The organism is Roseibium album (assembly GCF_965233825.1).
Taxonomy (GTDB): domain Bacteria; phylum Pseudomonadota; class Alphaproteobacteria; order Rhizobiales; family Stappiaceae; genus Roseibium; species Roseibium album.
The window spans coordinates 3,474,700-3,493,891 of the sequence record NZ_OZ247583.1 but is presented as its reverse complement, the minus strand read 5'-3'; the positions used below and the strand labels follow the sequence as shown (position 1 = coordinate 3,493,891).

At 56.0% G+C, this 19,192-nt stretch carries 23 protein-coding genes; 9 read left to right on the top strand and 14 right to left on the bottom strand.

The features are described 5' to 3' along the window. Positions 1-2: 2 nt before the first annotated feature. Both ACO6TI_RS15930 and ACO6TI_RS15925 read right to left on the bottom strand, forming a co-directional pair. Positions 3-527 (bottom strand): TRAP transporter small permease subunit, encoded by a 525-nt coding sequence (locus tag ACO6TI_RS15930; protein ID WP_196895863.1) that lies wholly within the window; start codon positions 525-527, stop codon positions 3-5. A 45-nt stretch (positions 528-572) separates the two neighbouring features. Next, the gene (locus ACO6TI_RS15925) at positions 573-1,583 is read right to left on the bottom strand and encodes a TRAP transporter substrate-binding protein (RefSeq protein ID WP_158705462.1); all 1,011 of its coding nucleotides are present in this window, start codon (positions 1,581-1,583) and stop codon (positions 573-575) included. Positions 1,584-1,659: 76 nt separating this feature from the next. On the opposite strand from ACO6TI_RS15925, the gene ACO6TI_RS15920 reads away from it, so the two are divergent. Continuing rightward, positions 1,660-2,562 carry a LysR family transcriptional regulator gene (locus ACO6TI_RS15920; RefSeq protein WP_196998443.1) on the top strand — a complete coding sequence of 301 codons (903 nt, stop codon included), beginning with the start codon at positions 1,660-1,662 and terminating at the stop codon, positions 2,560-2,562. A gap of 160 nt (positions 2,563-2,722) precedes the next feature. Beyond that, complete coding sequence (locus ACO6TI_RS15915; protein ID WP_196998442.1) at positions 2,723-3,415, top strand: DUF930 domain-containing protein; 693 nt, start codon at positions 2,723-2,725, stop codon at positions 3,413-3,415. 115 nt (positions 3,416-3,530) lie between these two features. Here ACO6TI_RS15915 and ACO6TI_RS15910 read toward each other — a convergent pair whose 3' ends face one another. Beyond that, on the bottom strand, positions 3,531-3,800 hold the full coding sequence (locus ACO6TI_RS15910) for a hypothetical protein (protein WP_172670855.1): 270 nt from the start codon (positions 3,798-3,800) through the stop codon (positions 3,531-3,533). Positions 3,801-4,125: 325 nt separating this feature from the next. On the opposite strand from ACO6TI_RS15910, the gene ACO6TI_RS15905 reads away from it, so the two are divergent. Continuing rightward, on the top strand, positions 4,126-4,905 hold the full coding sequence (locus ACO6TI_RS15905) for an alpha/beta hydrolase (protein WP_422382854.1): 780 nt from the start codon (positions 4,126-4,128) through the stop codon (positions 4,903-4,905). A 216-nt stretch (positions 4,906-5,121) separates the two neighbouring features. Here ACO6TI_RS15905 and ACO6TI_RS15900 read toward each other — a convergent pair whose 3' ends face one another. Then, entirely contained in the window at positions 5,122-5,586 is a 465-nt protein-coding gene (locus ACO6TI_RS15900; RefSeq protein WP_348317013.1) for a GNAT family N-acetyltransferase, read from the bottom strand. 175 nt (positions 5,587-5,761) lie between these two features. Here ACO6TI_RS15900 and ACO6TI_RS15895 point away from each other — a divergent pair, with 175 nt between their 5' ends. After that, positions 5,762-6,289, top strand: coding sequence for a hypothetical protein (locus tag ACO6TI_RS15895; protein WP_029066255.1), 528 nt, complete (start codon positions 5,762-5,764; stop codon positions 6,287-6,289). 43 nt (positions 6,290-6,332) lie between these two features. On the opposite strand, the gene ACO6TI_RS15890 is transcribed toward ACO6TI_RS15895, so the two are convergent. From ACO6TI_RS15890 to ACO6TI_RS15865, 6 genes are all read right to left on the bottom strand, one after another. Further along, on the bottom strand, positions 6,333-7,733 hold the full coding sequence (locus ACO6TI_RS15890) for a glycosyltransferase family 39 protein (protein ID WP_422385282.1): 1,401 nt from the start codon (positions 7,731-7,733) through the stop codon (positions 6,333-6,335). Between the two features lie 318 nt (positions 7,734-8,051). Then, a complete protein-coding gene (locus ACO6TI_RS15885; protein WP_196998438.1) occupies positions 8,052-8,672 on the bottom strand; it encodes a LysE family translocator in 621 nt (206 codons plus the stop codon). 93 nt (positions 8,673-8,765) lie between these two features. Further along, positions 8,766-9,161, bottom strand: a complete 396-nt coding sequence (locus ACO6TI_RS15880; protein WP_209012505.1) for a GFA family protein — start codon at positions 9,159-9,161, stop codon at positions 8,766-8,768. 3 nt (positions 9,162-9,164) lie between these two features. Further along, the gene (gene gatB, locus ACO6TI_RS15875) at positions 9,165-10,646 is read right to left on the bottom strand and encodes an Asp-tRNA(Asn)/Glu-tRNA(Gln) amidotransferase subunit GatB (protein WP_209012504.1); all 1,482 of its coding nucleotides are present in this window, start codon (positions 10,644-10,646) and stop codon (positions 9,165-9,167) included. Positions 10,647-10,809: 163 nt separating this feature from the next. Continuing rightward, positions 10,810-11,097 carry an EscU/YscU/HrcU family type III secretion system export apparatus switch protein gene (locus ACO6TI_RS15870; RefSeq protein ID WP_196895877.1) on the bottom strand — a complete coding sequence of 96 codons (288 nt, stop codon included), beginning with the start codon at positions 11,095-11,097 and terminating at the stop codon, positions 10,810-10,812. Between the two features lie 9 nt (positions 11,098-11,106). Continuing rightward, on the bottom strand, positions 11,107-13,710 hold the full coding sequence (locus ACO6TI_RS15865; protein ID WP_422385281.1) for a flagellar hook-length control protein FliK: 2,604 nt from the start codon (positions 13,708-13,710) through the stop codon (positions 11,107-11,109). Positions 13,711-13,936: 226 nt separating this feature from the next. Between ACO6TI_RS15865 and ACO6TI_RS15860 the strand changes: the two genes are divergently transcribed. Further along, complete coding sequence (locus ACO6TI_RS15860) at positions 13,937-14,179, top strand: DUF6455 family protein (protein ID WP_035900960.1); 243 nt, start codon at positions 13,937-13,939, stop codon at positions 14,177-14,179. Between the two features lie 20 nt (positions 14,180-14,199). Here the strand turns inward: ACO6TI_RS15860 and ACO6TI_RS15855 are convergent, their stop codons facing one another. Next, complete coding sequence (locus ACO6TI_RS15855; protein ID WP_055112233.1) at positions 14,200-14,502, bottom strand: hypothetical protein; 303 nt, start codon at positions 14,500-14,502, stop codon at positions 14,200-14,202. Between the two features lie 302 nt (positions 14,503-14,804). Here ACO6TI_RS15855 and ACO6TI_RS15850 point away from each other — a divergent pair, with 302 nt between their 5' ends. Both ACO6TI_RS15850 and ACO6TI_RS15845 read left to right on the top strand, forming a co-directional pair. Next, on the top strand, positions 14,805-15,059 hold the full coding sequence (locus ACO6TI_RS15850; RefSeq protein WP_196895881.1) for a hypothetical protein: 255 nt from the start codon (positions 14,805-14,807) through the stop codon (positions 15,057-15,059). A gap of 265 nt (positions 15,060-15,324) precedes the next feature. Beyond that, the gene (locus tag ACO6TI_RS15845; protein ID WP_029066267.1) at positions 15,325-15,582 is read left to right on the top strand and encodes a YjhX family toxin; all 258 of its coding nucleotides are present in this window, start codon (positions 15,325-15,327) and stop codon (positions 15,580-15,582) included. Between the two features lie 93 nt (positions 15,583-15,675). Here ACO6TI_RS15845 and soxR read toward each other — a convergent pair whose 3' ends face one another. After that, on the bottom strand, positions 15,676-16,140 hold the full coding sequence (gene soxR / locus ACO6TI_RS15840; RefSeq protein ID WP_055112229.1) for a redox-sensitive transcriptional activator SoxR: 465 nt from the start codon (positions 16,138-16,140) through the stop codon (positions 15,676-15,678). 101 nt (positions 16,141-16,241) lie between these two features. Between soxR and ACO6TI_RS15835 the strand changes: the two genes are divergently transcribed. Further along, positions 16,242-16,631 carry a VOC family protein gene (locus tag ACO6TI_RS15835; protein ID WP_104703030.1) on the top strand — a complete coding sequence of 130 codons (390 nt, stop codon included), beginning with the start codon at positions 16,242-16,244 and terminating at the stop codon, positions 16,629-16,631. 190 nt (positions 16,632-16,821) lie between these two features. Beyond that, on the top strand, positions 16,822-17,181 hold the full coding sequence (locus ACO6TI_RS15830) for a cupin domain-containing protein (RefSeq protein ID WP_029066270.1): 360 nt from the start codon (positions 16,822-16,824) through the stop codon (positions 17,179-17,181). A 95-nt stretch (positions 17,182-17,276) separates the two neighbouring features. On the opposite strand, the gene ACO6TI_RS15825 is transcribed toward ACO6TI_RS15830, so the two are convergent. Next, the gene (locus ACO6TI_RS15825; RefSeq protein WP_055112225.1) at positions 17,277-18,521 is read right to left on the bottom strand and encodes an HlyD family secretion protein; all 1,245 of its coding nucleotides are present in this window, start codon (positions 18,519-18,521) and stop codon (positions 17,277-17,279) included. Positions 18,522-18,536: 15 nt separating this feature from the next. Continuing rightward, a complete protein-coding gene (locus tag ACO6TI_RS15820) occupies positions 18,537-19,034 on the bottom strand; it encodes a hypothetical protein (protein WP_422385280.1) in 498 nt (165 codons plus the stop codon). Between the last annotated feature and the right edge of the window lie 158 nt (positions 19,035-19,192).

Below are 19,192 nucleotides of genomic sequence, written 5' to 3'. Positions count from 1 at the left end.
GATCACAGGTCTGCCCCCAAAGCGATTTGCCGGATCTTGCCGCACAGCACGAGTTGAATTGCGTCGCTGGCCAGAACGAGCGCATAAACGGCAACGCAGATGGCCAGAAGGTAGTAAAAGGGTTCGTAGGAGATCAGCAGCTGCTGGGTCGTCTCTCCGAATTTCGTCGCCTTCCCGCCTGCTTTGACAAGCTCATAGGACATGAGGAGCATCAGAGCGCCGGCGACAAGACGCAGACCCAACATCGACCAACGGGCAAAGCCGGGAGACATCCGACTTTCCATAACCTCGATTTCAATATGAGCGCCGCAGCGGCCACCAAAAGGAATGGCAATTGCGACGAGGATCACCAGCGACAGGATCATAAGGTCTTCAGCACCCCGGACCGGTGCATTCATGACCTTGCGCATGACCAGCACGTTCCAGGTTCCGAACAGCGTCATGAAGGCCAGCATGACACCCCCCATGATGAGCGCGAGCCAAACCAGCAGCTTGTCCAAAGCCTTGATCCACATCAGATCGGGCACGATGCACCTCCATCCTGGAACGGCGGCCAAAGGCCGCCCGTGCCATCACTTGTTGATCGCGTTGTAGATATCTTCGGCATTGTCGATGCCGCGATCGGCATAATCGGCGAAAATTGCCTTCATGCCTTCGGCCACGGCCGCATCCATCTTTGCCCGTTCTTCGTCGGCAACCGAGACCCAGCTGACTTTTTCCATTTGCGGTGCGGACTTCATGATCTCGAGCGAACGCTCGTCTGCACCATGAAAGCTCCGGGCACCCATCATCGAGAAAGTCTCGCCGGCGAGGTCGTCGATGATGGCCCTGTGCTCATCGGAGAGTTCCAGATAGCGTTCCTTGTTCATCGCGACAAAAAACACGGCAAACTGAACCGGTACATTCTCGATGAAGTGGCTTGAAACGTCCCAGAAGTTCCACGGCGGTGTCATGTTGTTGTAAGTGGCCGTCGTGCTGTCGATGGTTCCGGTGCTCAGTCCGGTATACATCTCCGTGACGGGCATCTGCACCGGCACTGCTCCCAAGGCTTCGACAAGTGGTGTCGTCATCGCCGCATAGGGCACCATTTTCGTTCCTGCCAGGGATGCGAGCGTCGAATAGTCCCCCGTTGCGGCCCACGCATTTCCAGCCACAGTGAACACACCAAGAAGTTTCACGTCCTCGTATTCGTCAGCCAGATGCTCGTCGTATACCGACAGGAGACGTTCCGTGGCCTCCAGTGCAGTTGTTGCCTTGCCCGGCGGAATGATCAACATCGTCTTCGGGAAGATGGCGGGAGTGTAGGCCTGCAGCCCAAAGGTAATATCCGCAACGCCTTCGACGGCGCGCTTGTATTGTTGCACCGGCCCTGCGCCAAGCTGGCCTGCCGGGTAGACCTTGATCGTGAGCGTCCCGCCCGAACGCTTGTCGACTTCCTCCCCGAACCATTTGAACAGGACTGAATTCGTGTGATGTTGCGGCGGTACAAAATTCGCGACGGAAAGCTCCTCCGCAGAAACGGCAAGCGGCATCATCGACACGAGCGCAATTGCGGCCGCGCCAAGCAGCGATTTCGATTTCATGGCTTCCTCCCAGAATGTTCCGCGGAAGATATGCGGAATTGGACATCGAAACCATTCATGACTATTCATAATAGATATGAGCAAAATCGATTTTCATAATCTGGACGGCCAGATCCTGCGCACTTTCCTCGCGATCCTGGAAGAGTCATCCGTCTCTCGCGCAGCGGAACGCCTGGAGGTAACGCAGTCAGCGGTGAGCCACACGCTGTCAAAACTTCGATTGATCCTGGGTGACCCGCTTTTTGTCAGATCTGGGCAGGGTCTGACCCCGACGGAGACAGCGCTTTCCCTGAAGGGACCCGTGCGCCAGGTTCTGGACAGTCTCAAATCCTTGACGGAACAACGACCGTTCGATCCCAGATCGGAGGACATGCGCTTCGTCGTGGCGGCGAATGACATGCAAAGGGACCTGCTGTTTCCGCAACTGGTGAGAGACGCGCTGCAGAACGGGGTGAATTTGTCGCTCGAGTTCAAACCTTCAGGTGTTCCGAGCGTCTCCCTGTTACGGGACGCCCGCTGCGACCTCCTGCTGACACCAATTCCGCCCGATGCGCCGGACATGATCCAGTTCAAGCTGTTTTCGGGCGAGATGATGTGCTTTTTCGATGGCAGCTGCACCCGCCCGCCAACCTCCGTCGAGGATTACCTGGCTGCCCGACACGTGACGGTCCAGTTCGTCCTGGGTGGCGGTTCGAACGATGTTCTGAGGGCTCCGGATCTGCCTTACATCCCCAAACCGACTGTAACGGTTTCGAATTTTTCCGGAATTACACCATTTGTCCGTGGTACATCGATGCTCGCTACCGAATTGGAGTTCATGCACAGGACGTCCCTTCGTAATCTTGATATGGCGCCCCTGCCATTCGTGACCGAATCCTTGAACGTCTTCATGGTCTGGCACGAGCGGTCCACAAACGACCCCGCTCACAGATGGTTGCGGGAAGCGGTTACCGCGTGTTCGCGCGCTCTTGTTTTCTGAGGCTACGGATGTTTCTCGGATCTTGCCAAAACGGATGGTCGCATTCTTCCGATTTTCGGGGAAAACCGGATACGACAACGCCCCTGCAATCAAAATATGGACACAGTGATCAGAGTCTATTGCCAGCCTGAGTTGAATTCGAGCCAACGGACGCTGCGCCATGAGCGATGTCGGACACGAAGGCATACACCGGTTCGTGGCGGAGCGAATTTCCTGGGTTATAGCCGTTTGGGTGCATGTGCTGGTATTTGCGATGCTGACAAACATGGAAATGTTGGATCTGTCTGACACGAAGGTTTCCGCACCTCTCGTCGTTGACATCCTGTCTCTCCGGGAATTCCTGCAGGAAGCCTCGCCCAACCCTGCCCTGCAACCAAAATCCGTCCCGAAAGTTGCTATTGAACGCGCTGCACCATCGGGAACAGGAACACCGCTTCAAAAAACTCATGTTCCCCCGCCGAACGCTGCCTGGAACTACGCAACGTCATTTTACGCGCATGGTGTTCTCAGTGACCCCCGATCTGCCCAGGCCCGAGCGGCACTGGCAACACTCGTTGGCGGCGACCGCCTTGAGCAACTTTGTGCATTGGAAGCCATGGAACAGGTTAGACGCGCACAACCGGGCTTCCGTCCGACACGATTGGCGCCGCATGCCTTTCGAAATTCCGTGAAAAGAGCAGATGAGATTTTTGCCTCGGCAGCCGCCCTCAGAAGCAACCGCACCTGGTATGAAATTGCCTACAGGTGCCAGCTTTCAGCGAATGGTGCCGAAATCATCGGTTTCGAATTCGCGCTTGGCGAACCGATAGACCGCTCGCTGTGGGATGAGCACGGTCTTGCGCCTGTGCACTGACGCCTCAAAGGAAAGAGAACCGCCGAAATACAAAACGCGGCAGGAGTACAATCTCCGCCGCGTCAGATAAAATCTACAGGTTCAGGTGCCGTTTGGCCGGCAGCCTCGTACCTTGTCAATGCATCGACAGCCATTCACGTGCTGTGCGCTGCGCCTCGGCAATCTGAGACGGGCTCATTTCACCGGAAATCTCCTTGCGGTACTGAGCAGCATTCTTGTTGCCCTTCAAAGCGGCGATGTTGAACCACTTGTGTGCCGTGATCAGATCAGTTTCGCCGTTGCGGCCGCAGGCGCTGTCCAGCCCCATCTGAAACAGGATGTCGGCGGTGACGGGCTTTTCACCCATGGCGGCCATATCAGCCGAGTGTATTTCAAAACGAGCCATTTCGCTCCCCTTTCGTCCTCTGTTAGACTTCCCCAGAAACGTAAGCTTTCGTGCAGCTTTCCCGTTCGTTTCTTGATGTCTACTTGATCAGGACCAGTTAAATAGCTCGTAAAAAAACAGGTTTAACGCATCGAGAACAAAACTTTAAGCAAATCTGAAATTTACAGGATGGTAATCATGAGCGTACGAATTCGGCTGATATTTCAATGATATTACCCGAGAATTTGACAAGGCACATAAACACTCTATTCACCAAGCTGAGCGTTTCAGTCTTTTTCTCAGATACACCTAACCGCAAATCTTCCAACAATCCGGGGCCGCAAACATGTCAGCGCAGACGATTGTCTTTCTTCACGGCACCAACGCTTCATCGTGGACCATGTCCCCGTTCCACAAATTTTTCGAGGATCATGGATATGACTGCCACAGTCCGACTTATCGATTTCACGATCTGCCGGATGGCGCGGAAAGAACAGATGCGCTGCGCGGGGCCAGCATTGCCGACTATGTTGACGATATTGCCGGGTTCATCGGAACGCTTGGGACAGAACCCATTGTTGTTGGCCATTCACTCGGTGGACTGATTGCACAATTGCTTGCATCGCGCGGCTTGATCAAGGCAGGTGTGCTGATCAACAGCAGCATCATCAACGGTACGGTGCCGACAACGGAAATGGAACGCGCACTTGGCAAGATGTTCATGTCCGCCGGGACTTTCTGGGAAGAAGCACCCGGTCAGGATTTCGATCTCCTGGCAGCTTACGGGCTGAATACAATGCCGGTCACGCAGCAACATGAAATCTGCGACCGGCTCAGCACGGAATCCGGACAGGTTCTCTTCGAGCTGTTTTTCTGGATGTATGACATGCAACAGACCACGAAGGTCGACTTCGAAAACGCTGATACCCCACTTCTGTTTTTGTCAGGCTCAGAAGACAAGGTCGTTCCTCCCTCGACGGCGAAAACGATGGCTGACAGATATGGCGATCTGGCAACCTTTGTCGAAGTCGCGGACCGGTGTCACTACATGCAGCTTGAAAAGGGATGGGAGGAACTCGCTCAACACAGTCTGGACTGGGTTCGCCTGCTTCAGCACAAGACATGACAGGCTCACGCTTGAGGGTTGCGTCATCGGCGGGCTTGCCTGCAAAGGAGAAGCCTGGATCCGTGCAAACTGAACCAGAACGATCGCCGGGCCACCGCGATTTGGCAAGACCCCGCCGCGTCCGGAAGTCGCACATTGTCGCAAAATGTTTCGCCAATGCAGCGGCGTAAACACTGCTTCAATCGACCTGCTTTCACCTTCCAATGACGGAAGTTGTCAGACCAGCATCTTCTTGTAGCCAAAGTGGCTCTGATCATATCCGAGACGCAGATAGAAGTGGTGCGAGCCTTCCCGTTCCTTGTTCGATGTGAGCTGCAGCATGCAGGCATTCGCGCTTCGGGCAAGAATTTCGGCGTGATCCATCATCTGCCGACCGATGCCATTTCCCCTCTGGTCCGGCCTTACGTGCACACTTTCGATTGTGGCGCGCGGGCGCCCCTTGAACGCAATGCCTTTGAGGAAGTGGATCTGATAAGTGCCGACCACTTCGTCTGCATCGTTTAGTGCCACGTAAATATCCGCTTCGGGAGCGGTCATCAGGGCTTCAAAAGCAGGCTGATAGTCCTGCCATTCTGCAAATTCCCGTCCCTGGCGCACACTTGTGGCGCCAACATTGATGATGGCGACGATTTCGCGAAGGTGACCCGGTTCTGCCCTCACAATCCGTATCTTTGAAGTCACTTGACGTTCCCTGAATCTCCACGGCGGCCAATTGGCCTCGCCGACATTGGACCGACCATCAGGATCACCTGATCTTAACCGATAAAAATTGAATCAACTCATCTTCAATTCATGTATCAAGATTTAAGCCGCGATCCATACCCTTTCCCAAGATTTCGGCAACTCGGTGGGGTTCATGGACATGTTTGACTGGGGCGGTTGGGCAGTGGCTATCGGCAGCGGGCTGATCGGTGCGGCCCTGGTCTGGGGCCTGTCCGCATCAGCCCGGCCGACCGCGGTTCGAAAGGGACATGTCTGCTACCTGACCTATGGCTGGCCGGTCAAGTGCCTTGCCATTTCACTGGTGCCGTTCGCCATCTTGTTTGTCTATGCGATGGCGCATGCACCCGCCAGACAGATCGCGATGGCGTTCGTCGTGACGGTCGCGTTTCTCGCGATCACCATCTTCGTCAACTATCAGATCTTCTTCGTCAAATTCGGATATGACCGGAACAAGATCTATTTCAGCAGCCCGTTTTTGAGAAACGCGAGCGTTCCCTGGGACCATCTTGAATTCGTCGGCCATTCGCATCTGGTTCAGGCCGACTACATGGAAGTCTCGGGCATCGGTCGCATCTGGTGTTCCAGCTTCCTCAACGGTTATGATGAACTTGGCCTGTTTCTGGAACGCAAGGCAGATGCACTCCTGACACCAGGCAGTTAGGCAACCGCCAAGATCTCACGGCTGAAACAGCGTTTGCCTTCGATCAGCGACACAATTCGTCGCTCGCGTCGAGTTCCGCAACACCCCACCAGGTCGTCCGCCATCCATGATCTTTCCAAATGTGCGGCCAGTTGCCTGCCAGATAGGTCGCAGACAGCGGCATGACGGGGCTGCCGAAAGTCACTTGCGTGTACCGGTCCGCCGCTGGACTTTCGGGTTGTTTCTCGCCATCCTCCCAGACAAAGAAGCATTTTTCCCGTGGCGGCGTTCGCGCCGGGATCGCGTTGGTCACAACCCTTGCCCCCGGAAACAGAACTCTCAGATTGCCGCCCGTGTAACCGTTTTCCGCAATCAGCGTCGCCTTCTCCGCGCCCAAGGCGGCAAGCGAGCTCTTGATGTCGGCATAGGGTTTCATGTGGCGGCACTTGCCGCCGCACCAGAACCTGTCCGGTGCGACAATTCCGGGAATGCGGGCAACAAAGACCACCGCAACAACGGCAAGGATGATCGCCCCCAGCCAGCGCCATTGCTTGTGAAACCCGAAGCGCTCAAGATCCGCAAACAGATAGATCGGCAAGAGCAGCATCAGGGGATGCATGTGCCGTTCCTTGACATAGGTTGCGCCGGTGACGGCAATCATCAGCGCCGTCAGCACGATCATCGCCAGGACGGTTCGGCCACACAGGCGAGCAACATCGCCAACTTGGGGAACCACAGGCGCTTTCCTGCGAAGATATCGAGGCCAGAAAACAATGAGAAGCAGCGGCACCAGGAGAACGGAGAAACCAAGCAAACCAAATGCGAGCTTGCCCAGGCCCTGTCCGGCCCTGGCGAGGTGGGACGTCTCTGCGGCCACGCCCATCGTCTTTGACACCGAGGCAAACAGCTGAAGACCTTCCGTCATGATCCACCAGGCGTAAGGGCTATAGACGATTGCAGCAGCAACCGGAACAACCGCCAGCCCCAATATCCTGATCCGGTTCCGCCAGACGCCGTCGCTCAACGCAGCCAGAACCAGAGCCAAAACGAATATCGGATAGGAGTGTTTTCCTAATAGCCCGGCGCCGGCAACGGCGCCAAACAGCAGATAAAATGACAAACGCCCTGTTTCGAGCGCCTTGATGAACAAGAACGCGCTTGCGGCGCATGCCGTTGTCAGAACAACGGTATGGGTCACACCCTCGTGCAGGTTCCAGCCGAACTGGTAGTAGAGCGAATAGGAAAAGGCGCAGAGAGCTGCCAGCCGCGGATCGGACATTGCCTTGCGTGCGATCAGGAACAGAAACAGCGCCGCAATCGAGATCAGCGTGTATTTGACGAACAATGCAGCCCAGACCGTCGGACCGAATGCCTGCTGCGCGGTCCACAACACCCATTCATAAAGCGGTGGTTGACGCAGCATGTAACCGGGCTCGAGTGTTTGAACGAGAACGTTCTCGAACATGTCGTCCGTCCCCAGAACGGGCGTTGACAGAGCTCTGAGCAGAAGGTGTGACAATCCCCATAATGCGACGAGGCCCCAGACCCCAAAAGGGGTGGCGTAGAAAGGTGCGGTCTGTCGGGCAGAATTGGCGGTTGCTGTCATTCGGTCAATTGAACGCTTTCAGGTTGCCAAGCCCTTTAGCTTATTTGGCGGCACCTGCCTAGCACAGTGCTGCTGGTTTCAAGTTCAGGTAGCGTCTTGCGGGTGCATTCGGCCAAGGCCCGAATACACTTCCTCAAGCCACCTGGTCTGCGTAGCGCATGCCAGGCCGGCAAACGATCAGCCGCGATAGGTCGCCAGTTTGTACGCAGCCAGGGAAAAGAAAACACCCAGCCCTGCTTCAATCCAGCGCCTGCTCCTCCGGTAGAAGTCGACAACCGGTTGCGTCGAGAAAGTGATCGCATAGCCGAGGTGCCCGAGGACCGACATGAGCGTGCAACAAGAAATCAGCGACAGGCCAACCCAAAGCGGCGCGTTTGGTCCAAGACCCACGCCCACGATCGCGATCCAGTGGAGAGCTGCCTTCGGATTGGTCATCTGAATGGCAAGCCCCTGAAGAAACAACCTGTTTCCTTTCGCTGACCGTACAGCGACATTTCCTTCCGGTGTCGCTGCCGACCGGAAAGCCCTGTAGGCAAGCCAAAGCAGATAGATGGCGCCCAGAATCTTCAAGACGGTAATCGCATGCGCATAGGCTGCGATCAGCGCGGTCAGTCCAGCCACGGTGAGCGTCGCCCAGATGCCGGAGCCGATCCCGACGCCAAGCGCCAGCTTCACACCCGATGCCCGCCCCCGCTCCATGGACGTTCCGATGATCGCCAGGATATTGGGTCCGATGCTTATGAAGCCGACGGAAAAAATTCCGAGCGCCAGGAGAAGGCTTGCAAGATCCGCGTTCATGACAGTTTTGATCCATCAGTTCCTGAAGTAACACCGCAGCCCGCAGACCTGGTGGTGTTGCGGAACTAAACTAACAGGGTTAGCTAATGGCTCTCAATCCAAAAACGACCAGGTGTCCGCCCCGTCGAAGTGGCGGTGGCCAATGGCTTCAATGGTGCCGGGACGGGCAAGACGCAGGTTGACTGCCATGCGCCCTTTTGCATCACCGGCAACGGCTTCCCAATGAGTGGTTGAACCGCAGGTTTTGCAGGTATGAAAGGCAAGCTGCCTGTCGCCCCAAACATAGCTGGTTGTTGCCCCGGGTTTCGCCGTCACCGCAATGTCCCCGACTTCACCATGGCCCCATACGGTCCCCAGACTGCGGCAGATCGAGCAGTTGCATTCCACGGCGAAGCGAGGCCGTACCTTCATCTGGTAAGTCACGGCACCGCAATGACAGGAACCGGTAATGGGCAGTTCTACGGCCGAGACTTCATTCTCACCCGCCATAACTCACTCCAGGCCGATCTTCTGTTTCAAAAGATCGTTCACTGCCTGCGGGTTGGCCTTGCCTTTGGACGCCTTCATCACCTGACCGACGAACCAGCCGACAAGGTTCGGCTTTTCCTTGGCCTGTTCAGCCTTGTCCGGGTTGGCGGCGAGGATCTCGTCGACAATCGCCTCGATCGCGCCAAGGTCAGTCACCTGTTTCATACCGCGATCTTCAACGATCCGTGCCGGGTCACCGCCTTCCATCCAGACAATTTCGAACAGATCCTTGGCGATCTTGCCTGAAATCGTTCCAGCCTTGATAAGGTCGATGATGGACCCGAGTTGAGCCGCGGAAACCGGGCTGTCCGCCAGATCCGTGCCTTCCTTGTTCAAGCGGCCGAAAAGTTCGTTGATTACCCAGTTTGCGGACAGTTTGGCGTCACGCCCCTTGGCAACATCCTCAAAGAAGTCGGCAGATGCCTTTTCGACAACCAGGATATCGGCATCATACGCGGTCAGGCCGTAGTCACCGATGAAACGAGCCTTCTTGTCGTCCGGCAGCTCCGGCAGGTGGCCAGAGAGTTCATCGACAAATTCCTGGCTGAATTCGAGCGGCAGCAGGTCGGGATCCGGAAAGTAGCGGTAGTCATGCGCTTCTTCCTTGGAGCGCATGGACCGGGTTTCACCTTTCACGGAATCGAAGAGACGGGTTTCCTGATCTATTTCGCCGCCATCCTCCAGAATCGCGACCTGACGCCGGGCTTCGTATTCGATGGACTGTCCCACAAAGCGGATCGAGTTGACGTTCTTGATCTCGCAACGGGTGCCGAAATCGCCGCCGGGACGCCTGACTGAAACGTTGACGTCCGCGCGCATGGAGCCCTGGTCCATGTTGCCGTCACATGTTCCCAGGTAGCGCAGGATCGTGCGCAGCTTCGTCAGGTAGGCCTTTGCCTCGTCAGACGAACGAAGGTCCGGCTTGGACACGATTTCCATCAGCGCAACACCAGAGCGGTTCAGATCCACGAAGGACATTGTCGGATGCTGGTCATGCAATGACTTTCCGGCGTCCTGTTCCAGGTGGAGGCGTTCAACGCCGATCTCGACCTGTTCGTCCGGCATGTCGAGCAAGATCTTGCCTTCGCCGACGATCGGCTGTTTGAACTGCGAAATCTGATAACCCTGCGGCAGATCCGGGTAGAAATAGTTCTTGCGGTCGAACACGGATTTCAGATTGATAGCCGCCTTCAGCCCGAGACCGGTCCGGATCGCCTGCCTGACGCATTCCTCGTTGATCACCGGCAGCATACCTGGCATGGCGGCGTCGACGAGACTGACGTTGTTATTCGGGTCCTTGCCGAATTCGGTCGAGGCACCGGAAAAGAGCTTGGCTTCGGAAGTCACCTGGGCATGGACTTCCATGCCGATCACGATTTCCCAATCGCCGGTCGCTCCCTTGATGAATTTCTTCGGATCGGGTGTGCGTACGTCGACAATCGTCATCTTCGTCAAAAATCCTGTTCTGTTCGATTTCGCGCGCAAAGGAGCGGTGTCAAAACGAACTCCAAGGCGCAACTACTTTGCAGACTGTTGACCTATTCGGGAATTGATTGGGCTGCAAGGTTTTCCTTGCCAAGAACTGTTTCTTTCGCACAGAGAGCTGACCCTATTGGTCATGACCGGGGTTCTGCGCCTCGCCCGTGCGCATGATGAAGCCAATCAGAACCGCGACTGCCTGATAAAGTTCTATTGGAATTTCCTGATCGATTTCGATCTGGGACAGGGCTTCGGCCATCATCGGGTTCTGTTCGATCGGCACACCGGCTTCCTTGGCCAGCCTTTCAATCTGCTCGGCAATCGAACCAGCCCCTTTAGCCGTGACCACCGGTGCGCCTTCGTTTTCGTATTGAAGCGCGACGGCCAGCTTCTTTTCCGGCGGTTTGTTCGAACTCATTGCCTTTTCCTATGATTGCCGATCGATCAGCGCGCCGTATTTCGCCGCCGTTCTGGGCGGCAAACCCCGGACGAGCCGAAACTCCTGCAGATCGAGTCCAGCATCGGCAAATGACGCTTCGACTGATTCACGAACGGAATTCAGGTTGTCGAAAGTTTCCTTGCGATCCACCCAAAGGCTGACAAACGTTCCGCCGCCGCGCAAACTGACGGCTGCCTCCAGAGGGCCTGTTGCCGTGAGGTCGAGTGCGAAACGAAGCCGCCAGGCCTGTTCGTCCTCATCTCCTTCCTCCTGCCCACTGCCATCCCTGCCAACCTGCATTTGCATAACGGCGGTTTCCTGACCAAGCGAAAGAGGCAGTTCCAGCACGATATCCATCGGACGCGTACCCAGCTTTTGCCGTTCGTCGCCCGCAAGACCCGAGTTGACGAGTTGCGTCATCCGCATTCGGGCAAGCGCAGCGTCGGTTTCCTTCAGCAATGACTGCAGGTTCTGCGGAGCCGCACCTGTCCAGAATCCGCTGGCGGCTTGTTGCGCCTGCGCTTGAGGAGGGCCTTGCAATGTCGGTACGGAGGGCTGGCTGGCAGGCCGGGTCACCTGGCCCTTGCTACCAAATTGCTGCAGGATCGATCTGAAGGAGAGCAGAACGGACTTGAGATCCCCCTGGCCAGCCGAACTCCCCTGACCGGGAAGTGCAAGATTTGCCTCCCTGAACTGCCCCGAGTGGCGAACTGCTTGCTGAAGGCCGGCAGCCGTCGGTTTCTGTACAGTGTTCAGCCTTAATCCGAGGATCTGCTGCATTGCCTTGACCACAGGATCAGGCATCGATACCTGCCCGCTTGCCTGTGCGGACATCAGACTCCCAACCTGTGCGAACAGATTTCCAAGACCCGATTGTTGCTCGCCGAGTGGCTGCATCAACTGACGTGCAATTTCCCTAACCGGTGCCTGAGTGCTTGACGCAGCAACGTTTGTCGGAGCACTTTCCCGACTATTGCTCGTCAAACCGGCGGGTTGATAAGGCTGGCTTTGAGCAACACGCAAACCTTCCCCTGCCTGCAACTTGGCTCCCGTCGCCCCGGATGTAATTGCGGAAGCGGAAACCGGTCCAATAGGCGCCTGAACAATGCCGCTGACAGTTGGGCCTGCAATGTTCGGGGAAGCCGCGCTTTGGGTCGTCACGCCGGGTTGCGCCGTCAATGGTCCGGGTGGAGCCGCCAGCCGACCGGGCAATTGTCCGGGTAACGATGGCAAGGGGCCAGTTGCTGACTGGCCTGCAACAGTGCCGGTCGCACTCGTCCCGCCCCCCAGCGCAATACTCCCCTGCGCAACACTCCCTTGCGCAACACTCCCTTGCGTAACGCTTCCGGGTGTAGTGCTTCCTGGAGAAGCAGGTTGCGCTGTCGTCGTGCCTGTGGAAACCGGCGCTGTGGGGGGCACAGGACCGCGTGAAGCGGCAGGGCTTACTTGCCCTTTGGCTATGACTGTATCAGTGCCTACTTTAGGTTGTGCAAGCAGCGGCTTGATTACCTGGCTCGAAGGGCCTGAAATCGATACAGCGGATGCGGTAACAGGTCCGGACGAAATGGGTGTCGCCGGAGACGCGGGTGCCGTTGAGGTTGTCGGCGCGGTCGGCGCCGGTGCCGGCCCTGTGTTTCCGGTTTGCGGCAGCGCTGTAGAATTTCCTGGCAACGGTGCTGGAACAGAACCCGAGACCTGGGGGAGATTGCCGGCAGCGGGCAGATCAATTGGCGATCCACCCGCATTGACAGTGACCTGTGCAGGTTGCAGCGGTGCAGTGCTTTTTGCAGGAGTTCCGGCCAGACCTGGTGGAATGAAAGATCCGCCCGGTCTGAAACCTTCGGTGCGAGGAGCGACTTGCGTTTGTGCCGGCTGAACAGGCGTTGTTTGCGTGGTTCCGGAGTGGACCGGTGCCTGACCCGTCGGCAAGTGCAAGGCCCGCCCCCCGGTTTGCTCGGCAGTGGCCTGAAATACAGGTCCTGCCGCTCGCGGGGCCTGCGCATTGGCCTGTGGCGCCAGTGAGGCCTGCGGCGCTTGTGGGGCTTGTGGGGCTTGAGTGGAATTTGAAGCAACTGGAGCGGTTCGAGCCTGTGCCACGTTCGGCTGCGTTTGAAGGATACCCGCGGCTTCACTTTTTAGCTGCCCTGCAACGATTCCGGGTTGCGGAACCTTCTGGGGCTGGGGTTGAGGTTGGGGCTGGATCTGAGGTTGCGGCTGTTGCGGCAGTTGACCTTGAAGCTGCGGCGGATTTTGAGGCTGCGGCTGAAAACCAGGTTGCGGAACGGGTTGAGGTTGGGCCTGAGGTTTCACCTGAGCGCCGCTGCCGTCAAGACCTTGAGGGGGAACAGTCGTGATCTGAATGGCAGGGTTCTGTCTGCTACCTGTCACGGTAACAACCACTTCCGTACCCGGCGGGAGCGGTGTCCGGACCCGCAAGTCGATCTTGGCATCGGCAGTCGCCAGGCGCACGACACCACCCGGCAGATTGGTCTCCACCTTTGCTTTCAATTCAAGACCAGGCTCAAGCCTCTGTGATCCCACGGCAATTCCGGGACCCAGCGTCAGCGGTTGAGCGCTTACTGTTTCGACCATCGCACTGCCTCACGCAATCGCGGAACTGCAGAATCATAGACTTACAGTATGGCCGGTTTCTTAAGCTGTGCCCAGACTTGACCCTGATCAATGCCAACTTGAATTCAACAGCCCATCCTTGAGGTGAATCTGACAGGAGATGGCAGCCCGGCAAAGCAATGCCCTGACGACCGACCGGAGCCGATTTCAACATCAGTCCTGAAGAAGGAGAAACAGCTTGAACTGGATGGATCGCCTCAATGAGCGTGCGGAACTGATGGGTCGAATGCTCGATGCGATCGGTGCCATGAAGAACATGCCTACCGGAATTCACTCGAATGCAGCCATACGATCGGCAGCCGTGCGCTGTATCAATTGCCGGAATACCGAGGCCTGCAAACAGTGGCTTTCCGATCACCCGGATGGTGCAACTCACCCGATGAAGAACTGTCCCAACGCAGAACTCTTCAACAGTTGGCTGGAAGACTGATCTTCCTCATGGATTGGCAGTCAGGTTTTGTTGCGTTGCCTGTTCAGCCAGAATGCCAGGCTGCCGGCCAGAACACCACCAACGAAGCGAAACGGAAACATCGCCAGGGCACCCGCGTCCTGTGAAATCAGCTGCGGCAATTGCAACATGCCGACTGCAGCTTCCAGGATCAGCGAAAGTGCCGCTGCGGCAAACCCGGCAATCCAGAGTTTTTGAGCTCCATCGGCCCGCCATCCCAGATAACCGCCGATGACAAGCGCGAACGGGTTTAGGAGTCCGGACATCCCGAAGAGATCAAACCAGGTATCAGATAGCATTTCCATACCCCCTCTTATCGCTGGCTCCACTGAAATGCGAGACAAAATCTGCCTTGCATCACGCCGATTGCGCCAGAGAGATTATTCTAGTTGGTCAAAATAAACTTTTCTAAACGGTCAAATATCATTGCCATGATGCTGATTGCCGTGAATAAATCGTCGAACAATCGACCGACACTGCAGTGAGATAAATCTCGGTTCACCTACATATTCTCTGTTTTACTCTTCCGGTCCTTGTGTTATCTTTCCTACTGAACCTTATTTTATGTCCGATGAACTTCGGACACTATTGTTTGTAAGTTTTTATCATGACCGTTGCCTCACCCGCACCATCCGACGATCCCACTATCGAAGCCTTGGGTAAAACCGACCGCAGGCTTGCGATCTTATGTGGTCACTGTGGCCGTTTCCGTTACATGAACGGTGCCCGGTTCTCGCAAAACCAGAAAGTTTCCGCCCTGAGCGAAACTCTTTCCTGCGGATTGTGCGGATCAGAAGATGTCACTGCAATAGCAGTTTCAAGACATCCCGAAAATGGCTACTGGCCAGCTGAACGCAGCTGAATGACCTCATCACCACGGGTGAAACCAATCCGCAACACCTTGGCCTGAACCGCCTCGATTCGGCTAGGCCACGTTTCTGCAGGTATTGTCAGTTCTTCAACTCCATGATACCCGGCCCCACAGAATTTGAGAGGATTTATGTCCGGATCACAAGAGTCCCGGTAATCCCCGACTGAAGACAGTCGGGTCATGCAACACGGCGCGGCATGCGATCTGCTGCAGCGACCGGATTCTTGCATTCAGATTCAGGTTCTCAAAGACATCGATGGACATATCAAAAGCCGAGCAGCGGGTCTTGCACCTGCTCGCACAAGGTGGCTGTATTCTCGTGGAAAAGAACGAGGCAGGCCGCATCACCAAACAGGAAACGATCACACGGGATGGCTGGTACTGGGGAGGCTGCTCTCTACGGCTGTTTCGTAAACTCAAATACAAACGCCTGATTGCGTCACGAAACAGTGGTCCCTACAGGATTACACCGCTGGGACTGCGAAGGGTCCGGTCCCAGCTGGACAATCGTTGACACTTTTCAAACCAGACCAAGAAAAGAAGGCGCGCCGAAAACCGGCGCGTTTTCTGTTCATGTGGTGTGACGGAATCCGCCTGTTGCAGCCGTCTAGGCTTCAACAATATCCGGTTTGTCGCCAAGCAGATAGCGCGGTCCTCGCCCATGGCGGGATGCGGCGTCGCCAGCGTTATAGAGCCTGCAGGATTTCATCGAAAGACAGCCGCAGCCTATACAGGCATCCAGCTTGTCCCTGAGCGCGGTCATCCGTTCGATGCGTTCATCGAGATGTTTCCGAAACTCTCTGCTGATCCGGGTCCAGTCCGCCTTGTTCGGAGCCCTTCCTTCCGGAAGTCCGGCCAGCTGTCGTGATATTTCCGAAATCGTGAAGCCGAATTCCTGAGCCACAAGCACAAAGGACAAACGCCGGATGTCGGCCCTGAGGAAGCGCCTTTGCCCACCGCTGTTTCGGACGGGATGAACCAGACCCTTTTCCTCGTAGAAGCGGATCGCTGATACGGACAGCCCTGTCCTTTCCGACAACTCTCCGATCGAGAGGAGGTCACTACCTTTCATAACCCTGTTCAAAATATTCTCATTTTTGCTCTTGACCTCAAGTTTACTTGAGGAATTATGTCAGGTGTCCAGAAGGATTGAAACCTTGAAAGGACACTGCGATGAGCACCCCGTTTCTGGAACATGTAAATGTGACCGTTCGCGATCCGGAAGCAATGGCAAAACGCCTGGAAGACTGGTTCGGCTGGAAAGTGCGCTGGAAAGGCGCGGCGCTCAACGGTGGGACGACCTATCACATCGGCAACGAGACAAGTTACATAGCCGCGTACAGCCCGTCTCACAACACGACACCGGTCAACGGCACGAGCTATAGCCATCATGGCGGCCTCAACCATATTGCGGTCGTCGTCGATGACCTTGATGCCACCGAAGAGCGCGTCAAGGCCGGCGGTTACAAGACCCACAATCATCAGGACTACGAACCCGGTCGCCGCTTTTACTTCGATGATGACGACGGCATCGAATTCGAAATCGTCAGTTACGCCGACTAACAAGCACCAAAACGCAGGACCGTGACCGGCAGTCACGATCCTGCGTTGAAAATTATCGAGCGCTGACAGAGGCGACGGCCAGATTTTGGCGTTTTCTTCTGAAACACTCCGGACTATTGCAACGCCACCTTGTGTGGCAGCGCTACCGGAACGAGCATTTTACGTTCCGGTCAGCAGTCGGGAGGGACGGATGAGGCTCGTGAGAAACGAAGAGGTCGCCTGGACCAATGGTTCAGGCTACAGGAAGAAAATACTCCTTCGGGACAAGGAGGTTAACCTGGAAGGCGGGCTTGTGCAGCTGGTTGAAATACCACCCCACACACAGGTGAATGATCATTTCCACAAGTCCTGCACCGAAGTGTTTCATGTCATATCCGGGAAAGGCGTTTTCTGGATCGATGACAACCGGATAGACCTGGAACCGGGGCAAACACTGACCTGTGAACCATTGGAAGTTCACAGGACGGAGAACCCTTTCGATTATCCCTTTACCTATATTGTCTTTAAAACGAACGCTGTCGAAAATGACCTGTTCTGGTGCGATCAGTAAAAACTGCTTCACACTTACTCGTTTCGGCACCAACCCTGAAGAAACGCCAAAAATCACGCGAATGACAGAAGCCATCCGCGCTGCTTCGATTGTGCTCAGTGACCGGTGAGCACCAACGCGGTAATCGGGTATCTCAGTGCCTGGCCACGGATCATGATCGCATGGACAATGCCGACGGTGTCGACAACATGCAGGAAGACAAACTCACCCGTGCCCAGGTTCTCGTCCGACGACAACTTCTCATGATTGCTTGTATAGGCGTTTACCGAACAACTCGCACCGGGAGGCAACTTGTCCAGCCCGCCCTCGTAGAGCGGTTCGAGGATCGCCGTGACAGTGCCCTGCTTGCCTGAAGTCTGTGACGCATCGAAAAGCTGACTACCTGCGGTCACCTGCCCGGAGGCGATTGCGTTCTGCACATCCGTTACGACCAGGGGTATGATCGTAAAAGGGACTGAAGGGCAAAAGGCTTCCGCGACCATGCCGGTCTTCATGACCTGGGCTTCGATCTGGCTGAAACCGGCGACGATGCGCTCCTGCTGGGAGTCTGCCGGAATCAGGACGCCAGCCGGCCGCATCAGCGGGTTCACGATATCCCCGGGGCGCAGGACGAACTGACTGACGGTTCCGTCAACACCGGCATAAACGGTCATCTTGGACAGCTCGACTTCCGCTTCCTGTTCTCGTGCTCGCGCACTCTCCAGAGTTGCGGGCAAGGCCACATTGATCTTCGTTTCCACCAGATCCTTGTTGGCCTGTGCCGCAGCCAGGGCACCTTGACGTGCATCTACCGTGGTCTGAAGCTTTTCGATATCCCGCTCGCTGACCACATTCGCATTCCGCTGGAACAGTTCCTGTTTCGTATCAAGTTCGTCCTGGGCCTGCTTGAGCGAGGCTTCCGCTTGCTCGACTTCAGCATTTGCAACGGCAAGCTCGCTTTGAGCGAGCGCAATCTCGCCCTCGATTTCAACAATTTGCTGCTTTGCCGTGGTGACATCGGCTTCCTGGCGGCTGCTGTCCAGTTTGAAGAGTGGATCGCCTGCCTTGACCTCCGTATCAAGCGACAGCGGCATGAAGACCTCTGCAACCCGCCCCGAGCCCTCAGGCAGGATAGGAAGCACGCGGAACGTTGACACAGCGCTCGTCGAGGAAGGATGGAAATAGAATATCAGCGTAATCAGCGAAATCGTGAGCATCAGGCAGGAGACGATGCCGTAACGCAGTTCGTACCAGACCGAATAAAGCGTTATCTCATGGCCTATGCGCTTGCCCTGAACATAACGTCGGAACAGATAATCGGGAAGGAGCGTGACCATGGAACAGAAAAGGGTCTCAAACATCTATCCTGCCTCCCCTCACGCTTTTTCTGTGTTCTTCGAGGGCGACCCCGGCTCGGCGATCTGAATTTCTTCCGCTCCGCTTTCAGGAAACTGCCCGTTATCGTCCGGATCCGTCGGGAACTCGGGCTCATCATCAATCGGATCCACCGACTCTACATTTTTTCCGTCATATTTCCGCGCAATTCTGCTTGCCGAGTTCGCGATCGTCTCAAGTGGCGACATGAAATCGGGCAGCTGGACAAACGCCAGCACAAGAGCAGCAACCCAGAAGATCTGATTGTGGGTGAAGAGAGCCAGCAATCCCAGGACCGCAACAAGCTCGAACTGAATTCTGCCATGCTTGTGCGCCAGCCGCTCGGGCAGTGAATGAAGGTACAGATAGAACGTCCCCAAGAGCAAAACAATCACAATGAGGAAGATCAGAACCGTCAACATCATCTGGTCGCTGCCGTCTGCCTTTGGAAGAAAAAAAGGCAGGTGATGCGGCGCAAGCTCGTGCATTTTCTCAGTCATCTTCAAATCCGTAAAAAAATCCGCGTCGAAGACAACCTGTGCCAGGATCAAGTTGGCGTCAAACAAAAAGGAATTTGGTTGCACTGTTAGCTGAATTGCAGGCGCGGGAAAACACCCGGACCGGATTTCACCGGTTCGAAAATTCCTTGGCAATCGTG

What these genes read in the sequence shown, in the direction of transcription:
- ACO6TI_RS15905 (WP_422382854.1), top strand. Translation starts at nt 4,126, where the DNA reads ATGTCAGCGCAGACGATTGTCTTTCTTCACGGCACCAACGCTTCATCG.
- ACO6TI_RS15920 (WP_196998443.1), top strand. Translation starts at nt 1,660, where the DNA reads ATGAGCAAAATCGATTTTCATAATCTGGACGGCCAGATCCTGCGCACT.
- ACO6TI_RS15870 (WP_196895877.1), bottom strand. Translation starts at nt 11,097, where the DNA reads ATGAGTTCGAACAAACCGCCGGAAAAGAAGCTGGCCGTCGCGCTTCAA.
- ACO6TI_RS15825 (WP_055112225.1), bottom strand. Translation starts at nt 18,521, where the DNA reads ATGTTTGAGACCCTTTTCTGTTCCATGGTCACGCTCCTTCCCGATTAT.
- ACO6TI_RS15845 (WP_029066267.1), top strand. Translation starts at nt 15,325, where the DNA reads ATGGACATATCAAAAGCCGAGCAGCGGGTCTTGCACCTGCTCGCACAA.
- ACO6TI_RS15820 (WP_422385280.1), bottom strand. Translation starts at nt 19,034, where the DNA reads ATGACTGAGAAAATGCACGAGCTTGCGCCGCATCACCTGCCTTTTTTT.
- ACO6TI_RS15855 (WP_055112233.1), bottom strand. Translation starts at nt 14,502, where the DNA reads ATGGAAATGCTATCTGATACCTGGTTTGATCTCTTCGGGATGTCCGGA.
- ACO6TI_RS15890 (WP_422385282.1), bottom strand. Translation starts at nt 7,733, where the DNA reads ATGTTCGAGAACGTTCTCGTTCAAACACTCGAGCCCGGTTACATGCTG.
- ACO6TI_RS15835 (WP_104703030.1), top strand. Translation starts at nt 16,242, where the DNA reads ATGAGCACCCCGTTTCTGGAACATGTAAATGTGACCGTTCGCGATCCG.
- ACO6TI_RS15925 (WP_158705462.1), bottom strand. Translation starts at nt 1,583, where the DNA reads ATGAAATCGAAATCGCTGCTTGGCGCGGCCGCAATTGCGCTCGTGTCG.
- ACO6TI_RS15895 (WP_029066255.1), top strand. Translation starts at nt 5,762, where the DNA reads ATGGACATGTTTGACTGGGGCGGTTGGGCAGTGGCTATCGGCAGCGGG.
- ACO6TI_RS15885 (WP_196998438.1), bottom strand. Translation starts at nt 8,672, where the DNA reads ATGAACGCGGATCTTGCAAGCCTTCTCCTGGCGCTCGGAATTTTTTCC.
- ACO6TI_RS15850 (WP_196895881.1), top strand. Translation starts at nt 14,805, where the DNA reads ATGACCGTTGCCTCACCCGCACCATCCGACGATCCCACTATCGAAGCC.
- ACO6TI_RS15830 (WP_029066270.1), top strand. Translation starts at nt 16,822, where the DNA reads ATGAGGCTCGTGAGAAACGAAGAGGTCGCCTGGACCAATGGTTCAGGC.
- ACO6TI_RS15865 (WP_422385281.1), bottom strand. Translation starts at nt 13,710, where the DNA reads ATGGTCGAAACAGTAAGCGCTCAACCGCTGACGCTGGGTCCCGGAATT.
- ACO6TI_RS15880 (WP_209012505.1), bottom strand. Translation starts at nt 9,161, where the DNA reads ATGGCGGGTGAGAATGAAGTCTCGGCCGTAGAACTGCCCATTACCGGT.
- ACO6TI_RS15910 (WP_172670855.1), bottom strand. Translation starts at nt 3,800, where the DNA reads ATGGCTCGTTTTGAAATACACTCGGCTGATATGGCCGCCATGGGTGAA.
- ACO6TI_RS15860 (WP_035900960.1), top strand. Translation starts at nt 13,937, where the DNA reads ATGGATCGCCTCAATGAGCGTGCGGAACTGATGGGTCGAATGCTCGAT.
- soxR (WP_055112229.1), bottom strand. Translation starts at nt 16,140, where the DNA reads ATGAAAGGTAGTGACCTCCTCTCGATCGGAGAGTTGTCGGAAAGGACA.
- ACO6TI_RS15915 (WP_196998442.1), top strand. Translation starts at nt 2,723, where the DNA reads ATGAGCGATGTCGGACACGAAGGCATACACCGGTTCGTGGCGGAGCGA.
- gatB (WP_209012504.1), bottom strand. Translation starts at nt 10,646, where the DNA reads ATGACGATTGTCGACGTACGCACACCCGATCCGAAGAAATTCATCAAG.